This is a genomic window from Serratia bockelmannii, from assembly GCF_051803255.1.
Classification (GTDB): domain Bacteria; phylum Pseudomonadota; class Gammaproteobacteria; order Enterobacterales; family Enterobacteriaceae; genus Serratia; species Serratia bockelmannii.
The window spans coordinates 2,289,454-2,300,892 of record NZ_CP196512.1 but is presented as its reverse complement, the minus strand read 5'-3'; the positions used below and the strand labels follow the sequence as shown (position 1 = coordinate 2,300,892).

Genomic DNA, 11,439 nt, shown 5'->3' with positions numbered 1-11,439 from the left:
GGTAGGCGTTTGGCGGCGCGGAGTCAAAGCCCGCGGCCACCGCGTTGAGTCAGGATTGAGGATAGTGGATCAGATCGTGGATGCGCACCGTTTGTGAACTGGCGTTGCGGTAGGCGTGCGGCCGATCGGCCTGAAAGCGCATCGCTTCGCCGGCCGCCAGGCTGTGCCATTCGCCGTCGATCGCCAATTCTAGTCGGCCGCTGATCACGATCACATGCTCGATCACGCCCGGCTCATGGGGCGACGATTCGCTGAGCGCGCCCGGTGCGAGATCGATGACGAACATATCGAAACCCAGCTGGCGGTCGTAGGGAAACAGCGGCACCACGCGCATATCAGCATTGTCCTGATCGTACACCGGCAGTTCACCGTAGCGGTGCAGCGTCGCCTGTTGCTGAGCGGGCGACGCCTCAAGAAAGGCGGAGAACGCCACGTTGAAGCCGGTGGCGATCTTCCACAGCGTCGCCACCGTCGGGCTGGATTCACCGCGTTCAATCTGCCCGAGCATCGCTTTGCTGACGCCGGTGTATTCCGCCGCCTGCGTCAGGCTCCAGCCGCGCTGTGTGCGCAGCGTGCGAAGGGTGTGCGCCAAATGGCCGGCAAGTTCCTGCATCCTGTTCTCCTCTGCGTATCGTGCCCGATTATACCCGCTTGTGCGCTATAGCGCACGGTGCTATGCTGATTTCTTGTCGTGCGTTATAACGCACAATTACCGATTGGAGCTCCTCATGCGCCCAGCCCTCTCCCTGCGCCATCTGACCCTGCCCGCCATCATGGCCGGCTTTGTCGCCGTTCTGGTGGGTTACACCAGCTCTGCCGCGATCATTTTCCAGGCCGCCGCCGCCGCAGGCGCCACGCCGGCGCAGATCGGCGGCTGGCTGAGCGCACTGGGGATCGCGATGGGTGTCACCTCGCTCGGGCTCTCGCTTTACTACCGCACCCCGATCCTCACCGCCTGGTCGACGCCCGGCGCGGCGCTGCTGGTCACCAGCCTGCCCGGCACGCCGATCAACGAGGCGATCGGCGTGTTTATCTTCGCTTCCGGTCTGATCCTGCTGTGCGGCGTCACCGGGCTGTTCGCCCGCCTGATGGACTACATCCCGCAGGCGATTTCTGCGGCGATGCTGGCGGGGATCTTGCTGCGTTTCGGGCTGGACGCCTTCGCTTCGCTGCAGCTCAATTTCCCCCTCAGCGCCGGCATGGGGCTGGCCTATCTGCTCAGCCGCCGTTATCAACCGCGCTACGCCATCATGCTGACGCTGGCGGTTGGGCTGGCGATCGCCGCGCTGCAGGGCAATATCCAGCTAACGCAGCAAGCGCCGGCGTTCGCCATGCCGGAATTTATCGCGCCGCATTTCAATTGGCCGACGCTGCTCGGCATCGGCGTGCCCTTCTTCGTGGTCACCATGGCTTCGCAAAACGCCCCCGGCATCGCCACGCTGCAGGCGGCGGGCTACCGCGTCCCCACCTCACCGCTGATCGCCTGGACGGCGCTGACCGCACTGCTGCTGGCGCCGTTCGGCGGCTTCTCGGTGTGCATCGCCGCCATTACCGCCGCCATCTGCATGGGGCCGGACGTGCATCCCGATCCGCAGCGGCGCTATATGGGCGCGGTGGCCGCCGGCGGCTTCTACCTGCTGGCCGGGTTGTTCGGCGGCGCCATCGGCCTGCTGTTCAGCGCGTTGCCGGTCGCCTTGATCCACACCATTGCCGGGCTGGCGTTGCTCGGCACCATCGGCGGCAGCCTGCAACTCGCGCTGCATGATGAAAAACAGCGCGACGCGGCGCTGATCGCCTTCCTCATCACCGCCTCCGGCGTCACGCTGCTCGGCATCGGTTCGGCCTTCTGGGGGATTGTCGGCGGCGCCATCGCCCATCTGCTGCTGTCGCTGCCGCGGCGAACCACCGAGGCGTAACGGGCGGTCTACATTGACAAGCGGCGCCGTGGCGCCTTCACTTTCTCTGTCGTCTGAATGTCAATCCACCTAATAAGTGACGCCGTCACCAAGGAAGCTTATGACCGAGAAAGCCGCGCTGTTGGCCCAGCGCCTGATACGCAATGTCGAACAGGTAGAGATGAAGCATGACCGGCGGCCGCCGTTGTATGACAGCGTCGGCGCTCGTCTCGGCACCGACACCGCCGCCGACAAGCTGGGCGCTTCTTTCGATTGTGTGGCGCCGGGCATGCGCTCCTGCCCCTACCATTTTCACTACGCTCAGGAGGAAATGTTCATCATTTTGGAAGGCAGCGGTACGCTGCGCGTGGCCGGAGAAATGCTGCCGATCGTCAGCGGGGATGTCATTTTCATTCCGCCTGGCCCGGAATACCCGCACCAGATCATCAACACCTCCGATGCGCCGCTGAAGTACCTGTCCGTCAGCACGCGCGAACAGCCGGAAGTGGTGATGTATCCGGACTCAGGCAAATACCAGGCGATGGCGCGCGGCAATGACGGCGAACAGGTGCGTTATCTGCAACGCCCTTCAGCCTCGCTCGATTACTGGCAGGATGAACCCTGAATCGCCGGCCGGCAACGGGAGATCCAACGCGCGCGCCGCCAGCTCGGCCACGCGGAAGTCGATATCCGCCGCCTGCCCGTCTTCCATAAACCAGGCGGCGGAGAGCCCCGCCCAGGCCAGGATCCATTGCAGCAAGCGCCGGCGTTCCAGCCCGGCCAAGCGACAGACCTGTTCCACGCGCCGCTGGAAAATGGCCGGGTCGGTGGCGATGCCGTAGTTGGGATTACAGAAGATATTGGCGTAATCGAAGCCCCGTTCGCCGTACAAACGCTTGGGATCGATCGCCAGCCAGCCGCGTTCGCCGAAGTCCAGCACGTTGTCATGGTGGATATCACCGTGCAGCACGCTTTCATCTCGCGGGCTACTCAGCAATTCCGCCGCCGTCGTGGCGCTGAGACGCAGCATGCCGCCGTGCGCCTGCGCCGCCGGCCACAGCGAGCTGAACCACTCTTGCAACGGGATCAATTCGGGCAGCGGTGCCGCGCGCGGCGCATGTAAGGCGGCGATCGCCCGGCACAGGATCGCCGTGGCCTGCTCATCGTCGCCGTCACGCACCAGCTGCGCCAACGAGCTTTCGCCCTGTGCGCGCTCCAGCAGAATGCCGTCTTCGTGCCACGCCAACACCTGCGCGGCGCCTTCCCCGCGCCACCAGCACATCAGCTGGCCGCCGAAGCGCTCCTCCTGCTCGCGGGCGATCTTCAGCATGGCGGCCTCGCCCCGGTAACGCACCGGCATCAGCAGGCTGCTGTGGGTTTCGAAGGCTTTACCGTCCTGTTCCAGTTGCCAGCGTTGCAGGTAGGGAGTAAAAAGCGGGTTCATCGTCTCATGCGTCCTTGTGACCGATCTGCGCCGCACTGTCACATTCGGGTGAGAGACGACGTATAAAATAAAGAGGGATGATACGCTCATATATCATCGGTGTGCGGCGTCTGGCCGCCGTTTCCTCAGTATCCTAACCAAGTTTGTCGATTTTATTAACCGGTCTTGCGCGGGGTTTGATCATGACATCATTAAAACGCACGAATTATCCGCAGTTGCCTACGCCGGGCGGCCCCTATGTACATGCGGTGCGCCACGGCGATCGCCTGTATGTGTCGGGCTTGACGGCCTTCGCCACCGACGCGCAAGGCTTGAACGCGCCGGAACAGACGCAGGAGATCCTCGAGCAATTGGCGACCATCGCCGCCAGCGAAGGCGTGAATCTCAAGGCCTTGATTAAAATCAGCGTGTTCCTGACCGACATCGCCGATCTGGCGGGCGTGCGCCCGGTGCTGTTTGACTATTTCGACGGCGCGCTGCCGGCCTGTTCACTGATGGCGGTCAGCGCGTTGTTCTCACCGCAGGTGTGCGTAGAGATAGAGGCGGTGATGGCGTTGCAATAAGGCGCGGCTAGAGCACAATGCTGATTCAGTTAAGCGTTTTTCTGCAGGCGTTCGTGACATTTTCGGTCGATAAAAGTGAGATGCCTCATGTGGCTCACTCACCTCGACCGAGCCAGGGGCCGAAGGCGCGGCCCCTGGCAACCCGCGCCTTTGCCCTATCAGACGGTTGGCTTTGCCAACTGCCCTCTCTCCGCCATAGCACATTGAGGCCGGTTGCGACAGGCGTCCCTGCCTGTCTCACCTGAAACCGCCGTCCATGGCGGTTTCTCCTAATGCGCTATGCCTGCGTTCGGCGTCTTCAAGGGCGCCCAACACCGCGCTCATCTCCAACTTCTCTGCCATAACCTCATCAGCGGCAGATTTCCCGGTAGCTGCCAGCTCGGGTGTTGACCTTTAACGCGCATCACCGGCTGCCGAGCAAGGCGGCGTTGTCAGGGGCAACCGGCCAGGGAAGGCCGGTTGAGGCGAGACTAACAGGGACGTTTGTCGCAGCCGACCCGCCCGACAATGCAGACACGGCGAGGGTATCCGCGCAGCGGACAGGCGGTGTTAAGCAAAGGCGCGGGTGTAGGGGCCGCGCCATCGGCCCCTACAATTGCCGTTCATGTTGGCCACAAAGAAATGCGGAACATTGACGGCAATTCCCCTGCACAGAACGCCCAGAGGCTGGATAAGAAAAATGCCACTCAGGCTTAAGTGAGCGGCATTGCGGCTAGAGCGCGCCCTCATCCAGCACGCAGGGGCCGATCTTGAACCAGGCTTTGGCGATCTGCCCCTGTTCCACTTCGTAAATGGCGATGACATCCATTTTGCCGCGCCCCTGCGGGAAGTTGCGCGTCACCACTTCCTGATCGACCACCATATTCCCCACCGCCATGCGTTTTATCCGTTCGCCATACAGACTCGGCTCCTGGAAACGCACAAGATGCCGTTCACGGATCGCCGCCTTGCCGCTGGCCAGCAGCGTGTCGGGATGCTCGTAATACTGCGCGTCGTCCGCCCAGCAGGCCATAAAGGCCTCGATGTCGCGGGCGTTATAGGCGTCAAGCTGTTGTTGAACCACATCCTGCGGGCGTGCCGTTTTATCGTTCATCACATCCTCCTGCCGAAGTTAACCGCCGCATACGTCGAACCCATCACGTTAACCGCCCAGTGCTGCAGCTTGATGACACGGCGAGATTTGAATAAAAAACCAAAAATAGCGAATAAATAACCTATCACGCCCGATGGGTAATTCAAGCGCCCGCGCATAAATTTTCTGCGCCGCGCCAGGGGCGGTGAAAACCGCATAACGCCACGCGTTAATCTTTGCGGCGGTTAGGGAAATTCTGCTAATTTAGCGTGAACAGCCTGATGATAACGAAACGCTATGCAGCAAAAACCGGTGTTGGACGAAGCCAGACAGTTAAAACGACTCAACGCCGCCACGCGGCGCCAATCCCATATGTACAAATGGATCGCGCTGATTGCTGCGCTAGATGCGCTGTTGGTGTTTTGGTATGACCGGGATATGCGCAACGTCACCTTCTCGGGAGCGGTTGCGCTGGTGTGCGGCTATTTGTGGATCCGCGATCGCAACAAGGCCCGGGGTTACCGGCGCGAGTTCGACCGCAAATTCGGCAAGCGCAGCGGCGATTAAGGCTGCATTGCTTCCAGCACTTTAGCGCTGTCGACGATCTGCACGAACTTCACGATTTTTCCGGCGCGAAGCGTATAAATATGCGCAAAGGAGGCGCTGAAGGATTTGCCGGTGGCCCGGTAAGTGCCGTGATAAAAACCCTGAGCGATCACGTTGTCGCCGGCATCGTAAAAGTGATCGACGTCGGCGCGGTAACCTTGCCATTCGCTGCCCAGGCGCTGATGCACGTTCTTGATGATGTTCTCCGGGCCGATATAGGTACCGGCGTAAGGGAAACCCGCGGCTTCGGTCCACTCTGCATCGGGGGCCAGCGCCGCCAGCAGATTGCGGCCGTTTTCTTCGGAGCTGCCTTCATAGGTTGCGCGCACTATTTCAAGAGGGGTTGGCATGTCTCTTCTCCAAATGGCTGATGAGGATATTCCGGCCATCCCCGCGGACACAGGCTCTCACCAAGCGGAGACGGCGGAATGCGGCTATTCTAGGTTGCTTGTTTCGCTGCAAAAACCGCAGTTATGACAATAGTGGGTTGCATTTTAGTAAACAATAGCCATTTTTCTGTCATTTTCCCGGCATCCGACACGGCTATGCTGATTGACCGATTTTCCCCAACAGGAGCTGAACGTGTCTTTACCCTCGCTGACGCAAGAGTTGTTACAACCGTTTTCCCCCTACCAAACGCTGGCGCAAACGCTGTTGCCGCTCACCCTCGAGTCGGACGACGGTTCGCATGACGTGGCGCACCTGCATCGAGTCTGGAAGAACTGCCGCCACATCAGCAAGCTGGAAGGCGGCGACCGGCGCATTCTCTGCGCGGCGGTGCTGCTGCATGACGCCGTGGCGGTGGAAAAAAACTCGCCGCAGCGCCATCTGGCCTCGCGCATGGCGGCGGAGCAAGCCACGCTGACGCTGACCCGGCTGGAATGGGCGCCGGCGGACATCGCGGCGGTAGCCCACGCCATTGAAGCGCACAGTTTTTCCGCTGGCATCCCCCCGCAAACGCTGGAGGCAAAGATCCTGCAGGACGCCGATCGTCTCGACGCCATTGGCCTGATTGGCGTGGCGCGCTGCTTCTATATCGGCGGCCGCATGCGCAGTGCGCTGTACGACGCCGCCGACCCGCGGGCCGAACATCGCCAATACGACGACAAACGTTTCAGCCTGGATCACTTCGAAACCAAGCTGTTCAAACTGCAAGACGGCTTCCAGACTGCCGCCGGGCGGCACATGGCCAAGCTTCGCACCGAACGCATGCGGCGTTTTGTCGATGATCTGCTGGAAGAGGTGTAATGCCGGCCTACGGGGCATTTTCGTTATGCCCATAACATTTTCGGTCACATAACACCGTTAAACTGAAAGCCAACTTCACCGAACGGGCGGCACAGATGAAAAAGTTGACGTTGAAAGAGATGACGGAAAGCGAGCAACGGGAAGTCAAAACCGAGCTGGACAAAGCGCGTAAAAGCCACGGCCGGCCGCTGACCAACGCCGAACAGCACAAGGTCAAGGATGAAGTGGTGGCGCGCATCATGGCCGCCAGAGCAAAGCTCGCCAAGGCAGAGCGTGCAGAACGCAAAGCCAACCGCTACCGGCCAAGCGGCGACACCTTCAGTTGGTCTGCCACTATCGGCTCCCGCCCGCCGCGCTGAGCCAGTCAAACCCTCCCCGCCGCGGCGGGGATTTTATTTATTAGCCAAACTCATCCCTGCTGATGAATCATGAATAACAATGTTATCAATCTGTTGTAAATTGACAGCCTGATGAAGAATATTCATTATCACCCCACTTCCCCTTTTCACGAGACTGCCATGGCCTACCCACGCAACGCTGATATTCTGATGACACCTGCGTTGTCCGTTGGCGGTTTGGCGGCGGTTAAATCGAAGAAACAGACGCTCATTTGACCGGGGCGCGCTGTCCGGTCAGATGAGCTGACTGGATGGCCTGCAACGCCCCGCCTTCAATTTTCTCATCTGGCTTCTCTGTCGGTCACACAGAAGGAATATTTTATGGCCTCATTTTCGGGTATTTGGGTGGCGATGGTTACCCCTTTCAATCAAGATGCCGTCGATCTGCCGGCGGTTAAACGCCTGGCGCGGCACCTGCTCGACGCCGGCATCGACGGCCTGGTGGTCTGCGGCTCTACCGGTGAAGCCGCCGCGCTGAGCAAGGAAGAACAGCTGGCGGTGCTCGACGCCGTGCTGGAGGTGGCGCCCGCCCATCAGGTGGTGATGGGCCTTTCCGGCAATAACATGGCCGCCACGCTGCAGATGCAGCAGGCCATTCAGCTGCGCGACATCGCCGGCGTGCTGATCCCGGCGCCTTACTACATCCGCCCTTCGCAATGCGGCCTGATCGACTATTTCACCCAGTTGGCCGACGCCTCCACCGTGCCGGTGATCCTGTACAACATTCCGCAGCGCACCGGCATCGCCATGGAGCTGGCCACGCTGCGCCGGCTCGCACGTCACCCGCGCATCACCGCCATCAAGGACTGCGGCGGCAACCCTGACGCTACCATGGCGCTGATCGCCGACGGCGAAATCGATGTGATGACCGGGGAAGACAATCTGATCCTCACCACGCTGTGCCTCGGCGGCACCGGTGCCATTTCCGCCGCCGCGCATGTTCACCCGGAACGTTTCGTCCAGCTGGTACAGCAAGTCGCCACCGGCGATCTGGCCGCTGCGCGCAGCAACTTCTATGAGCTGCTGCCGATGATCCACCAGATGTTCAGCTTCCCGAATCCGGCGCCGGTCAAGACGGTACTGGCCCAACAGGGGCTGATCGCCAATGAGTTACGTTCGCCCATGCAGGTGGCGCCGCAGGCGCTGCAACAGCAGATCGCCGCAACGCTGGCGCAGCTGCAGACAGCCGAGGCGCTCATCGGTTAAATTTGTAAGCTAAGCCGCTGTAATTTTGGCGCTATGGGACTACGATGAGAGGTTAAGCATGCCCGTCATTCGTCATCAACAAGGAGCTTCCGATGAAACTGTTCTATAAAGCCGGCGCCTGTTCGCTGTCCCCGCATATCGTGCTGCGCGAGGCAGGGCTGGATTTTACGGCGGAGAAGGTCGATCTGGCGCAGAAGAAAACCGAGAGCGGCGCCGATTACCTCGCCATCAATCCCAAGGGACAGGTCCCGGCGCTGCTGCTGGACGATGGCAGCCTGCTGACCGAAGGCGTGGCGATCGTACAATACCTGGCGGACCGCGTGCCTGACCGCAACCTGATCCCGGCGGCGGGCACCCTGTCGCGCTACCACGCGATCGAATGGCTGAACTACATCGCCACCGAACTGCACAAAGGGTTCAGCCCGCTGTTCAACCCGAAGACGCCCGAGGAATACAAAACCATCGCGCGCGCCAGGCTGGAGCAGCAGTTCAGCTATCTGGATTCGGTGCTGGCGAAGCAGCACTTCCTGTTGGGGAGCCGTTTCAGCGTGGCTGACGCCTACCTGTTCACCGTGCTGCGCTGGGCATTCGCCCTGCAGTTTGACGTGCGCAAGCACGCCCATCTGGCGGCCTGGTTCGATCGCGTTGCGGCGCGCCCGGCGGTAGATGCGGCGCTGAACGCCGAAGGATTGAAGTAAACACTCGGCCCCGGTGGCCATCGCCGGGGCCCGTTGCACTTACAGTTTTACCGCTTTGAATTCGCTGCGCGGCTGCACGATCCGATCCTGCGCCGCCACCACCTGCAGCTCGTATTCCCCCATCTCCTGAGTCGTCAGCATCACCTCATACACGGCGGCGGTCACGTGCTCCAGCGCTTTATCCAGCGCCTCGCCCTTCAGTAGATCCACCAGCAGCAGACCGCTGGTCAAATCGCCGACGCCGACCGGCTGACGCGCGCCGAAGTCCACCAGCGGCCGGCTGATGTGCCAGGCCTCGTCCGCTGTCACCAGCAGCATTTCGAAACAGTCGGCGTGATAGCCGGCGCGGGCCAGGTGCTTGACCAGCACCAGCCGCGGCCCTTTGGCGATCAGCACGCGGGCGGCCTGCACCGCATCGGCCACGTTGGCAACGGCCATCTGGCTCAGCATTTCCAGCTCCAGCAGGTTCGGCGCCACCATGTCGCTGCACGGCAACGCCTGGCGGCAGTGAAACTCGGCCACGCCCGGCGCCACGATGCAGCCTTTTTCCGGATGCCCCATCACCGGATCGCAAAAATACCAGGCGTTCGGGTTCGCCTGCTTAACCTGACGCACGATCTCCAGAATATGGTCACCCTGCTCCGGCGAACCAATATAACCGCTCAGCACCGCATCACAGCGCTTCAGTTGATCGATATTGGCGATACCCTGCGCGATCTCAGTCAGGTGGCTGGCCGGCATGACGCAGCCGGTCCACTGGCCGTATTGCGTATGGTTGGAGAACTGCACCGTGTTCAGCGGCCAGACGTTGACGCCCATGCGGCGCATCGGAAACTCAGCCGCACTGTTGCCGGCGTGACCAAACACCACGTGCGACTGGATAGAAAGAATGTTTTTCATCGACAGAACTCGTTCGGAATACGGCAGCCGGGCGGCTGCGCAAAAATAAAGGGGCCGCCAGGGCCCCTTACCGTCATTATTCGCTTACTGCCAATCCACCAGGCAGTAGTGTTTCTTGCCGCGACGCAGCAGCGTGTAGCGGCCGAACAGACGATCTGAATCACTGAAGCGGTATTCGGCATCGGACTGTTTCTCACCGTTGATGGTCACCGCGTTGGAGCCGATCATGGTGCGCGCCTGGCCGCGTGACGGCACCAGTTCGGCATTCACCAACGCCTGCTGCAGATCGGCGTCACCATCCAGTTTGATGGTCGGCATACCGTCCTGCGCCAGTTGGGCGAAGTCCGCTTCGGTCATGTCATGCAGCGCGCCGGAGAACAGGCTCTGCGTGATGCGCTTGGCGGCCGCCAGGCCTTCCGCACCGTGCACCATGCCGGTCACTTCTTCCGCCAGCACGTACTGGGCGCGCGGCGCCTTGCCGCTGTTTTTGTCTTCTTCTTCCAGCGCGTTGATGTCTTCCAGGCTCATGAAGGTGAAGAATTTCAGGAAGCGGTAAACGTCAGCGTCGGCGGTGTTGATCCAGAACTGGTAGAACTTGTACGGGCTGGTTTTTTCCGGCGCCAGCCAGACCGCGCCGCCTTCGGTTTTACCGAACTTGGTGCCGTCTGCTTTGGTGATCAACGGCACGGTCAGGCCGAACACCTGCTTCTGGTGCTGACGACGCGTCAGATCGATACCTGAGGTGATGTTGCCCCACTGATCGGAACCACCGATCTGCAGCTCCACCTGGTGGCGGTTGTACAGCTCGGAGAAATCGTAGCCCTGCAGCAGGTTATAGGAGAACTCGGTGAAGGAGATGCCGGAGTCGTCGCGGTTCAGGCGCTGCTTGACCGCTTCCTTGTTGATCATCTGGTTGACGGAGAAGTGCTTGCCGATGTCACGCAGGAAGGTCAGCACGTTCATGCCGCCGAACCAGTCGTAGTTGTTGGCCGCGATGGCGCTGTTGCTGCCGCAGTCGAAATCGAGGAACGGGGAAACCTGTTTGCGGATCTTCTCGACCCACTCGTTCACCGTATCGGTGGTGTTCAGCTTGCGCTCCGCCGCTTTGAAGCTCGGATCGCCGATGAGGCCAGTGGCGCCGCCCACCAACGCTACCGGCTTGTGGCCGGCCAGCTGGAAGCGCTTCAGGCACAACAGAGGAACCAGATGGCCCAAATGCAAGCTGTCAGCGGTCGGATCGAAACCGCAATACAGTGCAATTGGCCCTTGCGCCAGTCGCTCCGCTAACGCTTCCTCATCCGTAACCTGGGCAACGAGGCCCCGCTCTTGCAGTTGTTTAATCAAGTTGCTGCTTGCCATCAATGACTCCATGTATAAACGAATGCACCTTTGCCGGTACACGGCCTTTC

14 protein-coding genes are annotated in these 11,439 nt (G+C 60.9%); 8 read left to right on the top strand and 6 right to left on the bottom strand.

Going from position 1 to position 11,439, the window contains the following annotated elements; translation table 11 throughout:
* Positions 1-49 precede the first annotated feature (49 nt).
* Positions 50-613: a helix-turn-helix domain-containing protein gene (locus ACSJLU_RS11125; RefSeq protein ID WP_025302679.1), complete on the bottom strand. Its 564-nt coding sequence runs from the start codon at positions 611-613 to the stop codon at positions 50-52.
* Positions 614-728: 115 nt separating this feature from the next.
* Between ACSJLU_RS11125 and ACSJLU_RS11120 the strand changes: the two genes are divergently transcribed.
* Both ACSJLU_RS11120 and ACSJLU_RS11115 read left to right on the top strand, forming a co-directional pair.
* A complete protein-coding gene (locus ACSJLU_RS11120) occupies positions 729-1,916 on the top strand; it encodes a benzoate/H(+) symporter BenE family transporter (RefSeq protein ID WP_342096220.1) in 1,188 nt (395 codons plus the stop codon).
* A 100-nt stretch (positions 1,917-2,016) separates the two neighbouring features.
* Positions 2,017-2,520, top strand: coding sequence for a cupin domain-containing protein (locus tag ACSJLU_RS11115; protein ID WP_439041080.1), 504 nt, complete (start codon positions 2,017-2,019; stop codon positions 2,518-2,520).
* Here the strand turns inward: ACSJLU_RS11115 and ACSJLU_RS11110 are convergent.
* Positions 2,485-3,339, bottom strand: coding sequence for an aminoglycoside phosphotransferase family protein (locus tag ACSJLU_RS11110; RefSeq protein ID WP_025302676.1), 855 nt, complete (start codon positions 3,337-3,339; stop codon positions 2,485-2,487). The genes ACSJLU_RS11115 and ACSJLU_RS11110 overlap by 36 nt on opposite strands.
* A 182-nt stretch (positions 3,340-3,521) precedes the next feature.
* On the opposite strand from ACSJLU_RS11110, the gene ACSJLU_RS11105 reads away from it, so the two are divergent.
* Positions 3,522-3,902: a RidA family protein gene (locus tag ACSJLU_RS11105; protein ID WP_025302675.1), complete on the top strand. Its 381-nt coding sequence runs from the start codon at positions 3,522-3,524 to the stop codon at positions 3,900-3,902.
* Between the two features lie 712 nt (positions 3,903-4,614).
* Here ACSJLU_RS11105 and ACSJLU_RS11100 read toward each other — a convergent pair.
* Positions 4,615-4,995, bottom strand: coding sequence for a nuclear transport factor 2 family protein (locus ACSJLU_RS11100; RefSeq protein ID WP_197836750.1), 381 nt, complete (start codon positions 4,993-4,995; stop codon positions 4,615-4,617).
* A gap of 276 nt (positions 4,996-5,271) precedes the next feature.
* Between ACSJLU_RS11100 and ACSJLU_RS11095 the strand changes: the two genes are divergently transcribed.
* On the top strand, positions 5,272-5,541 hold the full coding sequence (locus tag ACSJLU_RS11095; RefSeq protein ID WP_004938382.1) for a hypothetical protein: 270 nt from the start codon (positions 5,272-5,274) through the stop codon (positions 5,539-5,541).
* On the opposite strand, the gene ACSJLU_RS11090 is transcribed toward ACSJLU_RS11095, so the two are convergent.
* A complete protein-coding gene (locus ACSJLU_RS11090) occupies positions 5,538-5,930 on the bottom strand; it encodes a nuclear transport factor 2 family protein (protein ID WP_004938379.1) in 393 nt (130 codons plus the stop codon). The genes ACSJLU_RS11095 and ACSJLU_RS11090 overlap by 4 nt on opposite strands.
* Before the next feature lie 202 nt (positions 5,931-6,132).
* Here ACSJLU_RS11090 and ACSJLU_RS11085 point away from each other — a divergent pair, with 202 nt between their 5' ends.
* From ACSJLU_RS11085 to gstA, 4 genes are all read left to right on the top strand, one after another.
* Positions 6,133-6,828: an HD domain-containing protein gene (locus ACSJLU_RS11085; RefSeq protein WP_212637253.1), complete on the top strand. Its 696-nt coding sequence runs from the start codon at positions 6,133-6,135 to the stop codon at positions 6,826-6,828.
* A 95-nt stretch (positions 6,829-6,923) separates the two neighbouring features.
* Positions 6,924-7,187, top strand: a complete 264-nt coding sequence (locus tag ACSJLU_RS11080; RefSeq protein ID WP_004938373.1) for a DUF3811 domain-containing protein — start codon at positions 6,924-6,926, stop codon at positions 7,185-7,187.
* 360 nt (positions 7,188-7,547) lie between these two features.
* The gene (dapA, locus tag ACSJLU_RS11075) at positions 7,548-8,432 is read left to right on the top strand and encodes a 4-hydroxy-tetrahydrodipicolinate synthase (protein WP_025302672.1); all 885 of its coding nucleotides are present in this window, start codon (positions 7,548-7,550) and stop codon (positions 8,430-8,432) included.
* 92 nt (positions 8,433-8,524) lie between these two features.
* Positions 8,525-9,130, top strand: a complete 606-nt coding sequence (gene gstA / locus ACSJLU_RS11070; protein ID WP_025302671.1) for a glutathione transferase GstA — start codon at positions 8,525-8,527, stop codon at positions 9,128-9,130.
* 39 nt (positions 9,131-9,169) lie between these two features.
* Here the strand turns inward: gstA and pdxY are convergent, their stop codons facing one another.
* The gene (pdxY, locus tag ACSJLU_RS11065; protein WP_043141216.1) at positions 9,170-10,030 is read right to left on the bottom strand and encodes a pyridoxal kinase PdxY; all 861 of its coding nucleotides are present in this window, start codon (positions 10,028-10,030) and stop codon (positions 9,170-9,172) included.
* Positions 10,031-10,114: 84 nt separating this feature from the next.
* Positions 10,115-11,389, bottom strand: coding sequence for a tyrosine--tRNA ligase (gene tyrS, locus ACSJLU_RS11060; protein WP_043141190.1), 1,275 nt, complete (start codon positions 11,387-11,389; stop codon positions 10,115-10,117).
* Between the last annotated feature and the right edge of the window lie 50 nt (positions 11,390-11,439).

Bases quoted from the DNA above. Each gene is read 5' to 3' on its own strand.
- ACSJLU_RS11125 (WP_025302679.1), bottom strand. From the start codon at position 613: ATGCAGGAACTTGCCGGCCATTTGGCGCACACCCTTCGCACGCTGCGC.
- ACSJLU_RS11120 (WP_342096220.1), top strand. From the start codon at position 729: ATGCGCCCAGCCCTCTCCCTGCGCCATCTGACCCTGCCCGCCATCATG.
- ACSJLU_RS11115 (WP_439041080.1), top strand. From the start codon at position 2,017: ATGACCGAGAAAGCCGCGCTGTTGGCCCAGCGCCTGATACGCAATGTC.
- ACSJLU_RS11110 (WP_025302676.1), bottom strand. From the start codon at position 3,339: ATGAACCCGCTTTTTACTCCCTACCTGCAACGCTGGCAACTGGAACAG.
- ACSJLU_RS11105 (WP_025302675.1), top strand. From the start codon at position 3,522: ATGACATCATTAAAACGCACGAATTATCCGCAGTTGCCTACGCCGGGC.
- ACSJLU_RS11100 (WP_197836750.1), bottom strand. From the start codon at position 4,995: ATGAACGATAAAACGGCACGCCCGCAGGATGTGGTTCAACAACAGCTT.
- ACSJLU_RS11095 (WP_004938382.1), top strand. From the start codon at position 5,272: ATGCAGCAAAAACCGGTGTTGGACGAAGCCAGACAGTTAAAACGACTC.
- ACSJLU_RS11090 (WP_004938379.1), bottom strand. From the start codon at position 5,930: ATGCCAACCCCTCTTGAAATAGTGCGCGCAACCTATGAAGGCAGCTCC.
- ACSJLU_RS11080 (WP_004938373.1), top strand. From the start codon at position 6,924: ATGAAAAAGTTGACGTTGAAAGAGATGACGGAAAGCGAGCAACGGGAA.
- dapA (WP_025302672.1), top strand. From the start codon at position 7,548: ATGGCCTCATTTTCGGGTATTTGGGTGGCGATGGTTACCCCTTTCAAT.
- gstA (WP_025302671.1), top strand. From the start codon at position 8,525: ATGAAACTGTTCTATAAAGCCGGCGCCTGTTCGCTGTCCCCGCATATC.
- pdxY (WP_043141216.1), bottom strand. From the start codon at position 10,030: ATGAAAAACATTCTTTCTATCCAGTCGCACGTGGTGTTTGGTCACGCC.
- tyrS (WP_043141190.1), bottom strand. From the start codon at position 11,389: ATGGCAAGCAGCAACTTGATTAAACAACTGCAAGAGCGGGGCCTCGTT.